This is a genomic window from Pseudomonas sp. KCJK9111 (assembly GCF_046231935.1).
Taxonomy (GTDB): Bacteria; Pseudomonadota; Gammaproteobacteria; order Pseudomonadales; family Pseudomonadaceae; genus Aquipseudomonas; species Aquipseudomonas parafulva_B.
This window is the reverse complement of record NZ_JBJJMO010000004.1, coordinates 135,195-151,491: the sequence shown is the minus strand read 5'-3', so window position 1 is coordinate 151,491 and position 16,297 is coordinate 135,195. Positions and strand designations below refer to the sequence as shown.

Here is a 16,297-nt window from a genome sequence, read left to right as displayed (position 1 = left end):
CTGACAAAAGCGTTCGATAATCGCCCATTTCAGCCTTGAGCCAATTGTGGTGGATCCGCCTTTATCCCTAACCTGATGCCCATCCGGCGGACAGGTTGCAGTGACTGATTGTGCCTCTATCCCCGGGGCCCATGGTCATTGCAGGAGAGGCAAGATGCGCGAGGTGTATATCTGTGATGCCGTTCGTACGCCCATAGGCCGATTCGGCGGCGCCTTGGCCGGCATACGGGCTGACGATCTGGCGGCGGTACCACTCAAGGCGCTGATCGCGCGCAACCCCGGTGTGCACTGGACGCAACTGGACGAGGTGTTTTTCGGCTGTGCCAACCAGGCCGGCGAAGACAACCGGAACGTGGCGCGCATGGCGCTGCTGCTGGCCGGGCTGCCGGAATGCGTGCCGGGCGTCACCCTCAACCGCTTGTGTGCTTCAGGCATGGAGGCCGTTGGCGCGGCGTTCCGCGCCATCGCCTGCGGCGAGATGGAGCTGGCCATCGCGGGCGGCGTGGAGTCGATGTCGCGTGCGCCATTTGTCATGGGCAAGGCACAAAGCGCTTATTCACGCAGCATGCAACTTGAAGACACCACCATTGGCTGGCGTTTCGTCAATCCGCTCATGAAAGCGCAATACGGTGTGGATGCCATGCCGCAAACGGCCGACAACGTGGCTGACGACCTCGGTATCTCCCGCGCCGACCAGGATGCGTTTGCCTTGCGCAGTCAGCACAAGGCCGCAGCGGCGCAAGCTGCCGGGTTTTTCGCCGAGGAAATCGTGCCGGTGTGCATCGCGCATAAAAAGGGTGAGACCTGGGTAGAGCACGATGAGCACTTGCGGCCCAATACCACCCTTGAGGCCTTGGCCAAGCTCAACCCCGTCAATGGCGTGGGCAAAACGGTCACGGCGGGCAATGCATCGGGGGTCAACGATGGCGCGGCAGCGATGATCCTGGCGTCTGCCGAGGCCGTGCACACCCATGGCCTGACCGCTCGCGCCAAGGTGCTGGGCATGGCCAGTGCGGGGGTAGCCCCGCGGGTCATGGGCATCGGGCCGGTGCCTGCGGTGCGCAAGCTGATCGAGCGACTGGGCATTTCCATCAGCGCCTTCGATGTCATCGAACTCAACGAAGCCTTTGCCAGCCAAGGGCTGGCCGTTCTTCGCGGGCTGGGAGTGGCGGACGATGCGCCCCAGGTCAACCCAAACGGCGGGGCCATCGCCCTGGGCCACCCGTTGGGCATGAGCGGTGCGCGCCTGGTGCTGACGGCGCTGCACCACCTTGAGCGCACAGGCGGGCGCAAAGGCTTGGCCACGATGTGCGTAGGTGTCGGCCAAGGGCTGGCGCTGGCAATTGAGCGCCTTTGACGAAACCAGCCCGCAGGTGCCCCAGGGATCAGGGCAGCCGCCAGCGCCTCGCTGCGCCGGGTTGCACACCACGCGGAACGACTGTGTAACCAGGTATGTCTAGACTTACCTTGTATCCTCCAGGAGCACGACTGACATGACCACCCCTCACTACACCGGCGAGGAGCGTAGCAAACGCATCTTCGCCATCGTCGGCGCCTCTTCAGGCAACCTGGTGGAATGGTTCGACTTTTATGTCTACGCCTTCTGCGCCATTTATTTTGCCCCGGCGTTCTTCCCCTCCGATGACCCGACCGTGCAGCTGCTCAACACCGCCGGCGTGTTTGCCGCAGGCTTTCTGATGCGGCCTATCGGCGGCTGGATCTTTGGACGCCTGGCCGACCGCCACGGTCGCAAGAACTCGCTGATGATCTCGGTACTGATGATGTGCTTCGGGTCCTTGGCCATCGCGTGCTTGCCCACCTACGCCAGCATCGGTACCTGGGCCCCGGCATTGCTGCTGCTAGCGCGCTTGATTCAAGGCCTGTCGGTGGGTGGCGAATACGGCACCACGGCGACCTACATGAGCGAAGTGGCCCTGCGTGGCCAGCGGGGCTTCTTTGCATCGTTCCAGTACGTGACCTTGATTGGCGGCCAGTTGCTGGCGGTATTGGTAGTGGTGATCCTGCAGCAGTTACTGACCGAAGACGAGCTGCGCGCCTGGGGCTGGCGAATTCCTTTCGTGGTCGGTGCGGTCGCTGCCGTCATCTCCTTGATGCTGCGCCGCTCGCTGCACGAAACCAGCAGCGCAGAGGCGCGCCAGGACAAGGACGCCGGGAGTATTCGCGGTCTGTTCGGCAATCACCTGGCGGCCTTCATCACGGTGCTGGGCTATACCGCCGGCGGTTCGCTGATCTTCTACACCTTTACCACCTACATGCAGAAGTACCTGGTCAACACGGCCGGCATGACCGCCAAGCACGCCAGCTACGCAATGACTGGGGCGCTGTTCCTGTTCATGGTGATGCAGCCGTTGTTCGGCATGTTGTCCGACCGCATTGGCCGGCGTAACTCCATGCTGCTGTTCGGCGCGCTGGGCACGGTGTTCACGGTGCCATTGCTCATGGCGCTCAAGACGGTCAGCAGCCCATTCATGGCGTTCGTGCTGGTGAGCCTGGCGCTGTGCATCGTCAGCTTCTACACCTCCATCAGCGGCCTGGTGAAGGCCGAGATGTTCCCACCCCAGGTACGGGCATTGGGCGTGGGGCTTGCGTATGCGGTGGCCAACGCCGTGTTTGGCGGGTCAGCGGAGTACGTGGCTTTGGGCCTCAAAACCCTGGGCATGGAGAACACGTTCTACTGGTACGTGACGGCAATGATGGCCGTTGCCTTCCTGTTCAGCCTGCGCTTGCCAAAACAAGCCAAGTACCTGCACCACGATCATTGAGGGCCGACACAGGACGTGAGGCGCGGTGGGCCGTCTGCTGTAACGGGACGGCCTGCCGGCGATGTCAGTGTCGCATGGCCTTACGCACCGCCACGGGGCCGGCGGCGCGCTCGACCTGACGCTTGAGCGAAGGGCACAGGCCCATCAGGAACGCCGCCTCGGCCACCACGAACAGCGGCCCGATGATCAAGCCGCTGATGTCATCGACGAACGCTGGCTTGCGCCCCTCGTAGTGGTGACCGACGAACTGAATGATCCAGCCCACCACGAACGCCCCCACGCCTACCGACAGCCACAGCGCCGTGGTCTGCACCGCCAGCAGGTGACCCAGCCACAGACACAGGCCCAGCAGGACGCCCATCACCAGCCCGAAGCGAAGCTCAAGACGCAGGTAGAACCAGGTAGCCGCCGCCGAGACAAGCAGGGCAGGGGATAACCAGATGCCGCCCAGGGACACGCCTGGCCGCGACAACAGAATGGCCACGGACAGGACGATCAAGGGTATGCCGACGAAATGGGTGACGATGTTGCGTGGGTCGCGGTGATAGCCCGCGTAACGGATCAGGTGCTCGGCGAGGGTGCTCATGGTGCTGCCTCCTGGTGGGCTTGCCGGGGTGTGCCCGATATAGCTCAGGATAGCTGTGGTCACCATCATCATCAGCCTGGCGAATGCCAGGGCCGCGCCTTGCTCACCACCCACTGCGTCTGTCGAGGCCTGGCCGGTGGTGAGCAAGCGGGCGGGTATCAGCCGCGGGGCGTCTGTACCGAGGCCTGTTGACTGGCCTGCCCGGTGCGCTCGTACCAGCCACCACCGAGTGCCTTGTACAGGTTGACCTCGCTGGTCAACTGCGAAAGGCGGTCACCGATCAGCGCCTGCTGCGCGCTGAACAGGTTGCGCTGGGCGTCGAGGAAGGTCAGGTTGCTGTCGATGCCGATACGGTAACGACGCTCGGCCAGGCGGTAGTAGTCCTGGTTGGCTTGCACCAGGTCTTGCTGGGCCTGCAATTGCTCCTCGAAGGTCTTGCGCGCGGCCAGCCCGTCGGACACTTCCTGGAACGCAGTCTGAATGGACTTCTCGTAGCGGGCGACGTTGATGTCCTTCTGGATCTTGGCGTAGTCCAGGCTCGCTTTCAGGCTCCCGGCGGTGAAGATCGGCAGGTTGATCTGCGGCTGGAACAGCCAGGTGCCCGACCCCCCCTTGAACAGCCCGCCCATGTCGGTGCTCAAGGTGCCTGCATTGGCCGTAAGACTGATGCTGGGGAAGAAGGCCGCGCGGGCAGCGCCGATGTTGGCGTTGGCCGCCTTGAGCAGGTGCTCGGCCTCCTGAATGTCAGGGCGGCGCTGCAACAGGTCCGACGGCAAGCCCGCCGGTACCTCGGCCAGCTGATCGGCATCCAGGCGCAGTGGCTCAGGCAGGTTGGTGGGGATGCCGGTACCCAGCAGGACGGTCAGGCTGTTCACGTCCTGGGCAACCAGGCGCTGGTACTGCGAGTACTTGACCCGGGCACCTTCGACAGCCGTGCGGGCCTGGCTCAGGTCCAGCGCCGACGCCACGCCCACCTCGTTGCTGCGGCGGGTGAGGTTGTAACTTTCCTGATAGTTCTTCAGGGTTTCCTCGGTCAGCTTGAACAGCGCCTGGTCGGCCTGCCAGGTGTAGTAGGCGTTTGCCACGCTCGCTACCAGGCTGATCTGGGTGGAGCGACGCGCCTGCTCGCTGGACAGGTAGGTCTCCAGCGCCTGCTCCGACAGGCTGCGCACGCGGCCGAACAGGTCGAGTTCATAGGCACTGACGCCCAGGGTTGCCGAATACTGGCTGGTGATGTCCGACTGGCCCGTCTGCGACATGTTCGCCGGGATGCGCTGGCGGCTGCCGCTGCCGTTGGCCGATACCGCCGGGAACAGGTCCGCACGCTGGATGCGGTACTGGGCGCGGTAGGCGTCGATGTTCAGCGCCGCGACGCGCAGGTCCCGGTTGTTGACCAGTGCGGTCTGGATCAGTTGCTGCAGCGCCGGGTCGTTGAAGAACTGCCGCCAGCCCTGTTCGGCGGCAGCGACGTCCGCCGATTGGGTAGGCGAGTAGGCCGGGCCTTGCGGCCACTGGGCAGCCACCGGTGCTTCCGGGGTCTGGTAGTCGGGGATCAGCGAGCAGCCGCCGAGAATGAAAGCGGTGACTGCCAGGGACAACAAAGACTTGGTCATTGCCCAGCCTCATAACGTGGAGTTTCAGGGGTGTCATCTTTTTTCGGCTCTTTGCTGCCGAACAGCGACGACACTGCGACGAAGAACAACGGTACCCAGAAGATGGCCAGTACGGTCGCACTGATCATGCCGCCGATCACGCCGGTACCAATGGCGTGCTGGCTGCCGGCGCCGGCGCCGCTGGCGATGGTCAACGGTACCACGCCGAGGATGAAGGCCAGCGAGGTCATGATGATCGGGCGCAAACGCATGCGGCACGCCTCGATCGCCGCGTCGTACAGGCTGCGGCCCTGCTCGTGCAATTCCTTGGCGAACTCGACGATCAGAATGGCGTTCTTGGCCGCCAGGCCGATGGTGGTCAAGAGGCCGACCAGGAAGTACACGTCATTGGACAGCCCGCGCAGGCTGGTAGCGATCAACGCACCAATGATGCCCAGTGGCACCACCAGCACCACGGCGATCGGGATCGACCAGCTTTCGTACAGCGCTGCCAGGCACAGGAACACGAACAGCAGCGACAGGGCGAACAGGGCCGGCATTTGCGAACCGGAGAGCTTCTCCTCGTAGGATATGCCCGTCCAGGAGAACCCTACGCCGCTTGGCAGTTCACCGGCGATGCGCTCGACCTCGGCCATGGCCTCACCGGTACTGTAGCCAGGTGCAGGGGCACCGAGGATTTCCATGGCTTCCACGCCGTTGTAGCGCGAAAGCTTGGGCGAGCCGTAGGTCCATTCACCTTTGGCGAAGGAAGAGAACGGCACCATTTCGCCATCGGCGTTGCGCACATACCACTTCTGCAGGTCTTCCGGGCTCATCCGGGCATTGGCTTCGCCCTGGATGTAGACCTTCTTGACCCGGCCGCGGTCGATGAAGTCGTTGACGTAGCTGGCACCGAAGGCAATCGACAGGGTGTTGTTGATGTCCGAGATGGTCACGCCCAGGGCGCTGGCACGCTCGTCATCGATGGTCAGCTGGTACTGCGGCTCGTCGTTCAGGCCGTTGGGGCGTACACCGCTGAGCACCTTGCTCTGCGAAGCCTTGGCCAGGAACTGGTTGCGAGCCTCCATCAGCTTGGCATGGCCGACACCGCCGCGGTCTTGCAGGAATACGTCGAAGCCGGTGGCGTTACCCAGCTCGAGCACCGCTGGCGGGGCGAACGCGAAGACCATAGCGTCGCGGAAGCTGAAGAAGTGCTGCTGCGCCCGCTGGGCGAGGCCGAATACGCTGTTTTCCGCCGTACGCTCACCCCAGGGCTTGAGCATGATGAACGCCATGCCCGAGCTCTGGCCGCGGCCGGCGAAGTTGAAGCCGTTGACGGTGAACACCGAGGACACCGTGTCGGCTTCGTCCTTGAGCAGGTATTCGCGCATCTGGTCGACCACTGCCTGGGTACGTTCGGCACTGGAACCGGCCGGCGTCTGGACCTGGGCAAACAGTACACCCTGGTCTTCCTCGGGCAGGAACGCAGTCGGAATGCGGGTGAACAGGAAAATCATGCCAGCCACGATCAGAGCATAGGCCAAGAGGAACGGAATCTTGTTGCGCAGGATGGCCCCTACGCTGCGCTCGTAACCGTTGACGCTGCGATCGAAATTGCGGTTGAACCAGCCGAAGAACCCGCCTTTGGCCTCATGGTGCTGGCCCTTTTTCAAAGGCTTGAGCATGGTGGCGCACAGCGCCGGGGTGAAGACCAGCGCCACCAGCACCGACAGGCCCATGGCCGAGACGATGGTGATGGAGAACTGACGGTAGATCACACCGGTGGAGCCGCCGAAGAACGCCATGGGCAGCAATACGGCCGACAACACCAGGGCGATACCCACCAGCGCGCCCTGGATCTGCTCCATGGAGCGCTTGGTGGCTTCCTTTGGCGGCAGCCCTTCTTCGGACATCACCCGCTCGACGTTTTCAACGACCACGATGGCATCGTCCACCAGCAGGCCGATGGCCAGCACCATGGCGAACATGGTCAAGGTGTTGATGCTGAAACCAGCGGCGGCAAGGATGCCGAATGTGCCCAGCAATACCACCGGTACGGTCATGGTGGTGATGACGGTGGCGCGGAAGTTCTGCAGGAACAGGTACATCACCAGGAACACCAGCACGACGGCTTCGATCAGGGTATGGATAACCCCGCTGATCGATTCGGTGACCACCGGCGTGGTGTCATACGGGAATACCGCCTTGACCCCTGGCGGGAAGAACGGCTCCAGGTCGGCAATGGTCTGGCGCAAGGCCTTGGCCGTGTCCAGTGCGTTGGCGCCCGTGGCCAGCTTGACGGCCAGGCCCGAGGCGGGCTTGCCGTTGAACTGGGCGCTGACGGCGTAGTTCTCGCCGCCCAGGCTGACCTGGGCGACATCACCCAGGCGGACCTGGGAGCCATCGTTGTTGACCTTGAGCAGGATCTTCTCGAACTGCTCGGCAGTCTGCAGGCGGGTCTTGCCGATGATGGTGGCGTTGAGCTGCGTCCCAGGCATGGCAGGCAGGCCGCCGAGCTGGCCGGAGGACACCTGTACGTTCTGGGCAGCCACGGCGGTCTTGACGTCCACCGGGGTGAGCTGGAACTTGTTCAACTTGGCCGGATCGAGCCAGATGCGCATGGCGTACTGGGCGCCGAACACCTGGAAGTCACCCACACCGGCCGTCCGTGAGATCGGGTCCTGCATGTTGGAGACGATGTAGTTGGCCAGGTCGTCCTTGGTCATGCTGCCGTCTTCGGATACCAGGCCGATCACCATCAGGAAGTTCTTCACAGCCTTGGTGACGCGGATACCCTGTTGCTGCACTTCCTGCGGCAGCAAGGGGGTGGCCAGGTTGAGCTTGTTCTGCACCTGAACCTGGGCGGTGTCGGGGTTGGTACCCTGCTCGAAGGTGGCGGTAATGGTCATGCTGCCATCGGAGTTACTTTCCGACGACACATAGCGCAGGTTGTCGATACCGTTGAGCTGCTGCTCGATCACCTGCACCACGGTGTCCTGCACGGTTTGCGCCGAAGCGCCCGGGTAGGTCACGGCAATGGCGATGGCCGGTGGGGCAATGCTGGGGTACTGGTTGATCGGCAACTTCAGGATCGACAAGGCGCCGACCAGCATGATCACCAAGGCGATCACCCAGGCGAAGATCGGGCGATCAATAAAGAACTTCGACATGGTTTACTCCGCTTTGGCGTCTGCTTTCGCTGCGTTGCCCTGGTTCGGGCTGCCCGGCTTCTTGACGTTGGTGGCTTCGCTGACCTTGACCTCGGCGCCTGGGCGCACGTACTGCAAGCCTTCGGTGATCAGGCGGTCGCCTGGGTTGAGGCCTTCCTCGATCAGCCAGTCGCTGCCCACGGTCCGGCTGGCCTTGAGCTGGCGCAGTTCGACCTTGTTGTCCTTGTTGACCACCAGCGCGGTAGGGGCGCCCTTGAGGTCGCGCGTCACGCCCTGCTGCGGTGCCAGGATGGCGTTGGCGTTCACGCCGGCCTTGAGCCGTGCATGCACGAACATGCCAGGCAGCAACGTGTGGTCAGGGTTGGGGAAAATGGCACGCAGGGTGACCGAGCCGGTGGTTTCGTCCACGGCCACTTCGGAGAACTCCAGGCGGCCTTCCTGCTTGTACAGGGTGCCGTCTTCGAGCACCAGTTGCACGGACGCTGCGTTGTCGCCGGCGCGCTGCAGTTGGCCGCTTTCCAGCTCGCGCCGCAGCTTGAGCAGCTCGGCGGTGGATTGGGTCACGTCCACGTAGATCGGGTCCAGTTGCTGGATGGTGGCCATGGCATTGGTCTGGCCGCTGTTGACCAGCGCACCTTCGGTTACCGCCGAACGACCGATGCGGCCACTGATGGGGGCCAGGACCTTGGTGTAGCGCAGGTCGATCTGCGCACTCTTGAGCGAGGCCTCGGCTTGCAGGCGCTTGGCATTGGCGTCGTCGTATTCCTGCCGGGAAACCGCCTGCTCCTCGATTAGCTGCTTGTAGCGATCAGCCAGAGAGCGGGTAGCCTGCAGGTCCGCCTGGGCCTTGCTCAGGTTGGCTTCATACACGGCCGGGTCGATCTGATACAGCTGCTGGCCCTGCTTGACCTCGCTGCCTTCCTTGAACAGGCGCTTGAGGATGATCCCGTTGACCTGTGGACGAACTTCGGCGATCCGGTAGGCATTGGTGCGGCCCGGCAGCTCGGTGGTCAAGGTGAAGGCTTGCGGCTGTAGGGTCACTACACCGACTTGAGGCGCCTGCTGCTGTTGCTGCTGCTGCGCGGCTTGGTCTTCTTTATTGCAGCCACTGAGCAGGGTTGCGAGGGCTACGGCTGAAACCAGGGCGGTAACGGCTGGCTTGAATTGCATGAGAATCCTCGGATCGCAGGAGCAGGGAGACGCTCAAGAGTAATGGAATGTCTTGATCTGGATAAATGGCTATCCGGTGGATAAATAGCTTGCTAAGGAATATACTTACATTCATGGTTGTTTGTAAATACCGCCGGGTTGTCCATGGCTACCGCCACAGCCCTTGATTAGCTTGATCCGCCAGGTGCCCCCAAGAGGCGCCCCGGAGCCTTCCCGCACGCGTCGCCGCGTTCGGGCCAGATGAGGTTGTACTGCCATGGTCCGTCGAACCAAAGAGGAAGCCCAGGAAACCCGCGCCCAGATCATCCAGGCGGCGGAAAGGGCTTTCTACAAGCGCGGGGTTGCGCGAACCACCCTTGCGGACATCGCCGAACAGGCGGGCGTCACGCGAGGTGCAATCTACTGGCACTTCAATAACAAGGCCGAACTGGTGCAGGCACTGCTCGACAGCCTGCATGAAACCCATGACCATCTTGCACGCGCCAGCGAAAGCGAAGACGAACTCGACCCGCTCGACTGCATGCGCAAATTGCTGCTGCAAGTGTTCAACGACCTGGTGCTCGACGCCAGGACACGCCGTATCAATGAGATTCTGCATCACAAGTGCGAGTTCACCGATGACATGTGCGAAATCCGCCAGCAGCGCCAGGTGGCGGTAGTGGACTGCCATACAGGCATTACCCTGGCCTTGGCCAACGCCGTGCGCCGCGGCCAACTGCCGGTGGAGCTGGATGTGGAGCGGGCCGCGGTGGCCATGTTTTCCTACGTCGACGGGTTGATCAGGCGTTGGCTGTTGTTGCCCGACAGCGTGGACCTGCTGGGCAACGCCGAGAAATGGGTCGACGCCGGGCTGGATATGCTGCGCTTGAGCCCGGCGATGCGCAAATGAGACTTTGTGAAGGTTTGTGAGGGCTTGATTCCCAGGGTACGGGCCAGTGAGCCGCACCTGAGCCTACCTGCGTGCCACCTCAGTGCCCGCGCAGTGGCCGATCAGGCAGCAATACCGCCACCACCAGTGCAATGACGCCAACCCCTGCGCTGGCCATCAACAGATGCCGGAACGTGACCGCCAGGTGTGCCTGCAGTTCGGGGCTCACCGGGTTGGCCTTGAAAGTCCCTAGCAGCGGATTGTCCAGCAACGCCAGCCCGCCTTGGTGCAGCAAGGCCAGCAGCAGGCTCGACATGCACGCCACGCCCATGGCGCCACCGAGGGACCGAAACAGGTTGGTGGTGCTGGTGGCGACCCCCATGTCCTGGATCTGCACGGCATTCTGTGTGCCTACCAGTGACGTCGGGAACTGCATCCCGCACGCGATTCCTGTCAGCAGCATGAACAGTGCACTGGCCAGTCCGGCCTGTGGCGGGGTGATCGCCAAGGCCAGGATAGACACGGGCATCAGCAGGGCGCCAACCAGGATCTGCGGCTTGTAGCGGCCAAGCCGCGTTGTCAGTCGTCCTGCGGTAAAAGCACCGATGGGTAGCCCCATGGCCAACGGCAGCAGATGCAAGGCGGCGCTGTCGGCACCGGCACCGGTGAGGCCTTGGTAGCGCAAGGGCATCAGCATGGTCAGGGAAATGGCCTGGAAACTGGCGAAGAAAATCACCCCCCAGCACAGCACCGCGGCGCGATTATTGAATAGCTTCAACGGCAGCAGTGGCTCGACGCAGCGACGCTCCTGGAGGATGAACATGGCCATGGCGACCAGGGTGCAGGTGAACAGGCCCAGCACGCTGGGGGCCGTCCAGGCCTGCCCCTGGCCGACCAGGGTGATGCCGAGCAGCAGGCTGCCCAGCCCCACGATCAGCAGCAGCGCGCCCGGGTAATCCACTTGTGCAGGCCGATGCTGCACGGGCAGACCGGCCAGAGCGCGCTGGATCGCCCACAGCGCGGCGATGCCCAGCGGCAGGTTGATCCAGAACACCCAGCGCCAGGTCAGGTACTCGGTCAGCCAGCCGCCCAGTACCGGCCCCGCCACGCTGGCCAGGGCATACATGCTGCTGAAATAGCCCTGATAACGCCCACGTTCGCGCGGGGGCACGAAGTCGCCGATGATCGCCTGGCTCACCGATACCATGCCGCCGGCGCCGATGCCCTGCAGCACCCTGGCCAGGACCAGTTGCGGCATGTCCTGAGCCAGCGCACAGCCGATCGAGGCGACGGTGAACACGCCAATCCCGGTCAGGATCATGCGACGCCTTCCATAGAGGTCGCCCAGCTTGCCGTAGATCGGCACGGCCACGGTCATGGCCACCATATAGCCGGAAATGACCCAGGCCAGCAGACCGACATCGTTGAACTGCGCGGAAATCGCAGGCAATGACACTGCCACGATGGTTTGATCCAGCGCGCCGAGAAAGATGGCCAGCATCAAGGCGGTCAGGATCTGGCGCAGGGCAATCGCGGGCAGGGCAGGGGGCACGGCAATTCCTTGTTTTTGAGCAGTCAAAGCATGGCAGTGTAACCTGAGTTACGTAGCTTCCTATGTACTCTGGGCATCGCCTATGCACGATCGGCATCAGAGCATTCATCCAGCAAAGGCTGGCCCCGTGATATCTTTGGTATGCCAATCCCGCTCTAAGCCCCTGTTTGCACCAGCTTGGTGCGACCTCTCGGGGGTTAATCGGATTCCCCTGGCTCCTACACCTTTATTCCTCTGCCTGCATGTGGAGCATGACCCCGAATTGAGTGGTCCATGAATTGTGCAGGTACGCCTGATACAGAGGCCGGTAGTTACCGTTCAGAAATTTCTACAATTGCGGAGTGATCATGCCCAAGGCTTCCCACCAAGATCTGCGTATTGCCTTCCGCGAGCTGCTCGCTTCAGGTTCTTGCTACCACACCGCCTCGGTGTTCGACCCCATGTCTGCGCGTATTGCCGCAGACCTGGGTTTTGAGGTCGGCATCCTTGGAGGGTCGGTGGCATCGTTGCAGGTACTGGCTGCGCCGGATTTTGCCCTGATCACACTCAGCGAATTCGTCGAGCAGGCCACGCGAATTGGTCGCGTAGCCCAGTTGCCGGTACTGGCAGACGCTGACCACGGATACGGCAATGCGCTTAACGTGATGCGCACGGTCACGGAGCTGGAGCGCGCCGGTGTGGCGGCGTTGACGATCGAAGATACGCTGTTGCCGGCCCAGTTTGGCCGCAAGTCCACCGACCTGATATCGGTAGAAGAAGGCGTGGGCAAAATTCGTGCGGGGCTCGAGGCGCGCGTCGATTCGTCCCTGTCGATCATCGCCCGTACCAACGCCGGTGTGCTGAGCACCGAGGAAGTGATCGTGCGGACCCAGAGCTATCAGAAAGCGGGTGCTGACGGCATCTGCATGGTAGGGGTGAAGGACTTCGACCAGCTCGAACAGATCGCCAGCCACCTGACCGTACCCTTGATGCTGGTGACCTACGGTAACCCCAACCTGCACGACGACGAGCGCCTGGCAAGCCTTGGCGTGCGCATCGCCGTCGACGGCCACGCGGCTTACTTCGCCGCCATCAAGGCGACGTACGACTGCCTGCGCCAGCAGCGTGGCCAGCAGCACAAGTCCGATAACTTGAGCGCCACCGAGCTTTCGCATACCTACACCCAGCCCGAGGACTACATCCGCTGGGCCAAGGAATACATGAGCGTCGAGGAGTAAACGGGCGCTTACAGGTCCCGGTCCCAGGCCGGTTCCTCCTCAAAGCGCTGGACGAGAAAGTCCAGCAGGGTGCGCAAGGTCGCCGGCATGTGCTTGCGCGAGGTATAGACCGCCGTCAGGTCCAGGGCCTGCGGCCTGGCCTCGGGAAGCAGGCGCACCAGTTCTGCGCTGCGCAGGGCGGCGGCCGCCTGGTAGGACGGGAGCAAGGCGATGCCGGCGCCTGCTGCTACGGCCCTTTGCAAAGTCAGGGATTCGTTGGCACTGATGTTGCCCTTGACCGGCACCGCAACCGGTTGGCCGTCGACCTCGAATTGCCACACGCCATTGCCGTAATAGCTGTGCGTCAGGCAATTGTGGTGCGCCAGGTCCTCGACCCGCTCGGGCGTGCCGTGTTCGGCCAGGTAGGCGGGCGCGGCGCAGATCACCGAGCGGCATACGCTCAGGCGGCGGGCAACCAGGCTGGGGTCCAGGTCGTTGCTGTTGCGGATGGCCAGGTCGATGCGTTCGTCCACCAGGTTCACGGTGCGATCGAGCATCTGCAGATCGACTTTTACCAAGGGGTACTGGCGCACGTAGGCGGCCACGGCATCGGCCAGCTGCGCCTGTCCAAATGACGTACTGACGCTGATACGCAATGTCCCTCGCGGTGTCTGGTCTTGCTGTTGTACGGCCCCCTGCAGGTCGCTGGCCAGCTCCAGCAATTGCCTGCAGCGCGGCAGGATGTCCTGGCCCGCGGCAGTGAGGCTGAGCCGGCGCGTGGTGCGCTGCATCAACCGCGCCCCCACCCACGCTTCGAGCTGTGCCAGGTACCGAGAGACCACGGGCCGCGAGAGCAGCAGGTGCTCGGCCGCCGCCGACTGACTGCCAAGGTCCACGACCGTGACGAAAACGCGCATAGCGGTTAGACGATCCATCATTTGCCCGATTTTAGAAACAAACCATGTGCAAGCATGGCATTTTTCTGCAGGGTGTCGCCCCATAAGCTGCCAGGCATTCCCATTCTGACGGATGCCTGCGATGACACTGCTTTCTCCCTTGCGTGGCCTAGTGCTCGGATGCCTGGCCTGTGCCGCCCCACTGCTGGCAGCCGCCCCCCTGCAACTGGACGTTTACAACCCTGGCGCCGATGCGCCGTTCGCGGTCAGCTCCGTGATCGTAAGCGGTCAACGTGACGCCGTATTGATCGATGCACAATTTGGCAATGACCACGCCCGGCAACTGGTGCAGCGACTACGCGCCAGTGGCAAGCGCCTGACGACGATCTACATCAGCCAGGGCGACCCCGATTACTACTTCGGCCTGGCAACCCTGACCCAGGCGTTCCCGGACGCCGAGGTAGTGGCCTCGGCCGCCACCGTCGAACACATCCGCAACACCATGGAGGCCAAACTGGCGTACTGGGGGCCTGAAATGGGGGCGGACAAACCTGAACGGCTGGTGCTGCCCAAGGCGCTGGCAGGCAACCGTCTGCTGCTCGAGGACCAAGTGCTGGAGGTGCGCGGCCTCGAAGGACCGCAGCCAGACCGCAGCTTTGTCTGGATACCTTCGATCAAGGCAGTGGTTGGCGGCGTCGTGGTTTCGCAGAACATTCATGTGTGGATGGCCGACACACAATCGGCATCCTCGCGTGCCCATTGGCTGCAAACCCTGGCGGACATCCAGGCACTTGCGCCGCAAACCGTGGTGCCCGGCCACTTTGTCGGTGCCAGTGATTACTCACCGCAGTCCGTTGGCTTTACCGCCGATTACATCCGCACCTTCGAGGCGCAGGCGCGAGTGGCAAGGGATGCGGCGGCGCTGGTCGAGGCCATGAAACGACACTATCCGGGGTTGGGCGATCAGAGTGCGCTCGAGCTCAGCGCCAAGGTGGCCAAGGGCGAGATGCAATGGCCGCTTCAGTGACTGTGCGCATTACGCTATGCAGCGCTGCGGTGACCTCGTTGTCGCTACACCGCGCTTGACCGCAGCCGGGCCATGTCACGGATAGGCGGTGCGCCGTAAAGGCGGCTGTACTCACGGCTGAATTGCGACGGGCTCTCGTAACCCACCCGATAGGCCGCCACAGCGGCCTCCAGGCCATCGTTGAGCATCAGGCGCCGGGCTTCCTGCAAGCGCAGTTGTTTCTGGTACTGCAGCGGGCTCATCGAAGTCACCGCCTTGAAGCGATGGTGCAGGGTAGAAACGCTGAGGTTGACCTCGCGGGCCAGGTCCTCGATGCGCAGTGGCCGCTGGTAGTTGTCGTTGAGCCAGCTGATGGCCTGGCACACGCGGTGGGTCTGGCTATTGGCCAAGGCAATTTCGTACAGCCGGTAGCCCTGCGGGCCGCGCAGCAGGCGGTAGAGAATCTCTCTGCGCACCAGCGGGGCCAGCATGGCGATGTCGCGTGGCGTGTCGAGCAGGCGGAGCAGACGCAGCAAGGCATCGAGCAGCGCGCCGTCGGTTTTTTCCACATACAGGCCGCGCCCATAGGGGCGATTGGGTACCAGCATCGGACCGCTGTCGGCGATCAGCTGGCTGATCTCGGCAGGGTCCAGGTCCATGCGCAAACCCAGGCTCGGGCTATGCGGGCTGGCGTCGAGCTTGACCGCGCTCAGGGGCAAGGTGACCGACACCACCATGTAGTGCAGCGGGTCGTAGGCGTACTGTTCGTCCCCGAGGAACAAGCTCTTGCTGCCTTGGGCCAGAATGCACAGCGCAGGTTGCGCCAGGGTGGGTACGGAGCGAATGTTCTCGGTGTAGCGCACCAGGAAAAGGTTGTCGATGGCTGAGGCCGGCCCATAGGGGTCGCCTGCATGGCGAGCGATCAAGTCGGCCAGCTCCTGGCGCTGAACCTCCAGGTGCGGATCTAGGGACGGGGCGATGGGCATGGGGCTTTCCTCTGCTGACCGACGCAGCATAGGTTTGGGCAATCGTCGAAGCTAGTCGAATACTGCAGATCGATTGCCTGATCCTGCCGCGTTGCAGAATCAGGCAATCGGTGTGCAGTAATGGCCTAACGCGCAGACGCGCCCAGGCCCTAGCCTTGCAAGCCAGGTATTCGACTGCTGCTTCAGGGAGATTGTGCAATGAGGCTACAACAACCGGTCACCCACCTTGCCTTGATTCGAGCCAGCAGCGGGCGCTCGGCCGAACTCGGCGCACGCTTGCGCGACCTGTTGGTGCCGTCGCTGGAAACACCAGGTTGCCTGAGCTTTTCGGTGCAGCGCTCGCAGGCCGATGACGAGTTGTGGTTATTGAGCGGTAGCTGGCAGGACCAGCAGGCGATGAATGGTTACTTCGCTTCGCCAACGCTCAATGTGTTCGGCGAGTTGCTGCAAGCCCAGGTGGTGAGCAGCCTGGATCTGCACACGTTCGGCTGA

At 63.0% G+C, this 16,297-nt stretch carries 13 protein-coding genes; 6 read left to right on the top strand and 7 right to left on the bottom strand.

The window, feature by feature from the left end; translation table 11 throughout:
- The first annotated feature begins 154 nt into the window (after positions 1 to 154).
- Both pcaF and ACK59L_RS03450 read left to right on the top strand, forming a co-directional pair.
- The gene (gene pcaF, locus ACK59L_RS03455; RefSeq protein WP_409271884.1) at positions 155 to 1,357 is read left to right on the top strand and encodes a 3-oxoadipyl-CoA thiolase; all 1,203 of its coding nucleotides are present in this window, start codon (positions 155 to 157) and stop codon (positions 1,355 to 1,357) included.
- Between the two features lie 136 nt (positions 1,358 to 1,493).
- On the top strand, positions 1,494 to 2,783 hold the full coding sequence (locus tag ACK59L_RS03450) for an MFS family transporter (RefSeq protein WP_409271882.1): 1,290 nt from the start codon (positions 1,494 to 1,496) through the stop codon (positions 2,781 to 2,783).
- A 64-nt stretch (positions 2,784 to 2,847) separates the two neighbouring features.
- On the opposite strand, the gene ACK59L_RS03445 is transcribed toward ACK59L_RS03450, so the two are convergent.
- From ACK59L_RS03445 to ACK59L_RS03430, 4 genes are all read right to left on the bottom strand, one after another.
- Positions 2,848 to 3,369, bottom strand: coding sequence for a DUF962 domain-containing protein (locus ACK59L_RS03445; RefSeq protein WP_409271880.1), 522 nt, complete (start codon positions 3,367 to 3,369; stop codon positions 2,848 to 2,850).
- A 158-nt stretch (positions 3,370 to 3,527) separates the two neighbouring features.
- Positions 3,528 to 4,982: an AdeC/AdeK/OprM family multidrug efflux complex outer membrane factor gene (locus ACK59L_RS03440; protein WP_167338495.1), complete on the bottom strand. Its 1,455-nt coding sequence runs from the start codon at positions 4,980 to 4,982 to the stop codon at positions 3,528 to 3,530.
- Entirely contained in the window at positions 4,979 to 8,131 is a 3,153-nt protein-coding gene (gene ttgB, locus ACK59L_RS03435) for a multidrug efflux RND transporter permease subunit TtgB (protein ID WP_409271877.1), read from the bottom strand. Before ttgB ends, ACK59L_RS03440 begins: the two co-directional genes overlap by 4 nt.
- Positions 8,132 to 8,134: 3 nt before the next feature.
- Entirely contained in the window at positions 8,135 to 9,301 is a 1,167-nt protein-coding gene (locus ACK59L_RS03430; protein ID WP_409271875.1) for an efflux RND transporter periplasmic adaptor subunit, read from the bottom strand.
- Positions 9,302 to 9,557: 256 nt separating this feature from the next.
- On the opposite strand from ACK59L_RS03430, the gene ttgR reads away from it, so the two are divergent.
- A complete protein-coding gene (ttgR, locus tag ACK59L_RS03425) occupies positions 9,558 to 10,190 on the top strand; it encodes an efflux transport transcriptional regulator TtgR (protein WP_058603239.1) in 633 nt (210 codons plus the stop codon).
- A gap of 79 nt (positions 10,191 to 10,269) precedes the next feature.
- On the opposite strand, the gene ACK59L_RS03420 is transcribed toward ttgR, so the two are convergent.
- Positions 10,270 to 11,721, bottom strand: coding sequence for an MDR family MFS transporter (locus ACK59L_RS03420; RefSeq protein WP_409271873.1), 1,452 nt, complete (start codon positions 11,719 to 11,721; stop codon positions 10,270 to 10,272).
- A 347-nt stretch (positions 11,722 to 12,068) separates the two neighbouring features.
- Between ACK59L_RS03420 and ACK59L_RS03415 the strand changes: the two genes are divergently transcribed.
- On the top strand, positions 12,069 to 12,938 hold the full coding sequence (locus ACK59L_RS03415) for an oxaloacetate decarboxylase (RefSeq protein WP_058603237.1): 870 nt from the start codon (positions 12,069 to 12,071) through the stop codon (positions 12,936 to 12,938).
- An 8-nt stretch (positions 12,939 to 12,946) separates the two neighbouring features.
- On the opposite strand, the gene ACK59L_RS03410 is transcribed toward ACK59L_RS03415, so the two are convergent.
- Positions 12,947 to 13,852 (bottom strand): LysR family transcriptional regulator, encoded by a 906-nt coding sequence (locus ACK59L_RS03410; protein ID WP_409271871.1) that lies wholly within the window; start codon positions 13,850 to 13,852, stop codon positions 12,947 to 12,949.
- 103 nt (positions 13,853 to 13,955) lie between these two features.
- Here ACK59L_RS03410 and ACK59L_RS03405 point away from each other — a divergent pair, with 103 nt between their 5' ends.
- On the top strand, positions 13,956 to 14,840 hold the full coding sequence (locus ACK59L_RS03405) for an MBL fold metallo-hydrolase (protein ID WP_409271869.1): 885 nt from the start codon (positions 13,956 to 13,958) through the stop codon (positions 14,838 to 14,840).
- 44 nt (positions 14,841 to 14,884) lie between these two features.
- On the opposite strand, the gene ACK59L_RS03400 is transcribed toward ACK59L_RS03405, so the two are convergent.
- Entirely contained in the window at positions 14,885 to 15,805 is a 921-nt protein-coding gene (locus ACK59L_RS03400; protein WP_409271867.1) for an AraC family transcriptional regulator N-terminal domain-containing protein, read from the bottom strand.
- Between the two features lie 198 nt (positions 15,806 to 16,003).
- On the opposite strand from ACK59L_RS03400, the gene ACK59L_RS03395 reads away from it, so the two are divergent.
- Complete coding sequence (locus ACK59L_RS03395) at positions 16,004 to 16,297, top strand: antibiotic biosynthesis monooxygenase family protein (protein WP_409271865.1); 294 nt, start codon at positions 16,004 to 16,006, stop codon at positions 16,295 to 16,297.

Coding starts and splice junctions, on each gene's coding strand:
- ACK59L_RS03440 (WP_167338495.1), bottom strand. CDS start 4,982: ATGACCAAGTCTTTGTTGTCCCTGGCAGTCACCGCTTTCATTCTCGGC.
- ACK59L_RS03395 (WP_409271865.1), top strand. CDS start 16,004: ATGAGGCTACAACAACCGGTCACCCACCTTGCCTTGATTCGAGCCAGC.
- ACK59L_RS03410 (WP_409271871.1), bottom strand. CDS start 13,852: ATGGATCGTCTAACCGCTATGCGCGTTTTCGTCACGGTCGTGGACCTT.
- pcaF (WP_409271884.1), top strand. CDS start 155: ATGCGCGAGGTGTATATCTGTGATGCCGTTCGTACGCCCATAGGCCGA.
- ttgR (WP_058603239.1), top strand. CDS start 9,558: ATGGTCCGTCGAACCAAAGAGGAAGCCCAGGAAACCCGCGCCCAGATC.
- ACK59L_RS03415 (WP_058603237.1), top strand. CDS start 12,069: ATGCCCAAGGCTTCCCACCAAGATCTGCGTATTGCCTTCCGCGAGCTG.
- ACK59L_RS03405 (WP_409271869.1), top strand. CDS start 13,956: ATGACACTGCTTTCTCCCTTGCGTGGCCTAGTGCTCGGATGCCTGGCC.
- ACK59L_RS03400 (WP_409271867.1), bottom strand. CDS start 15,805: ATGCCCATCGCCCCGTCCCTAGATCCGCACCTGGAGGTTCAGCGCCAG.
- ACK59L_RS03445 (WP_409271880.1), bottom strand. CDS start 3,369: ATGAGCACCCTCGCCGAGCACCTGATCCGTTACGCGGGCTATCACCGC.
- ttgB (WP_409271877.1), bottom strand. CDS start 8,131: ATGTCGAAGTTCTTTATTGATCGCCCGATCTTCGCCTGGGTGATCGCC.
- ACK59L_RS03430 (WP_409271875.1), bottom strand. CDS start 9,301: ATGCAATTCAAGCCAGCCGTTACCGCCCTGGTTTCAGCCGTAGCCCTC.
- ACK59L_RS03450 (WP_409271882.1), top strand. CDS start 1,494: ATGACCACCCCTCACTACACCGGCGAGGAGCGTAGCAAACGCATCTTC.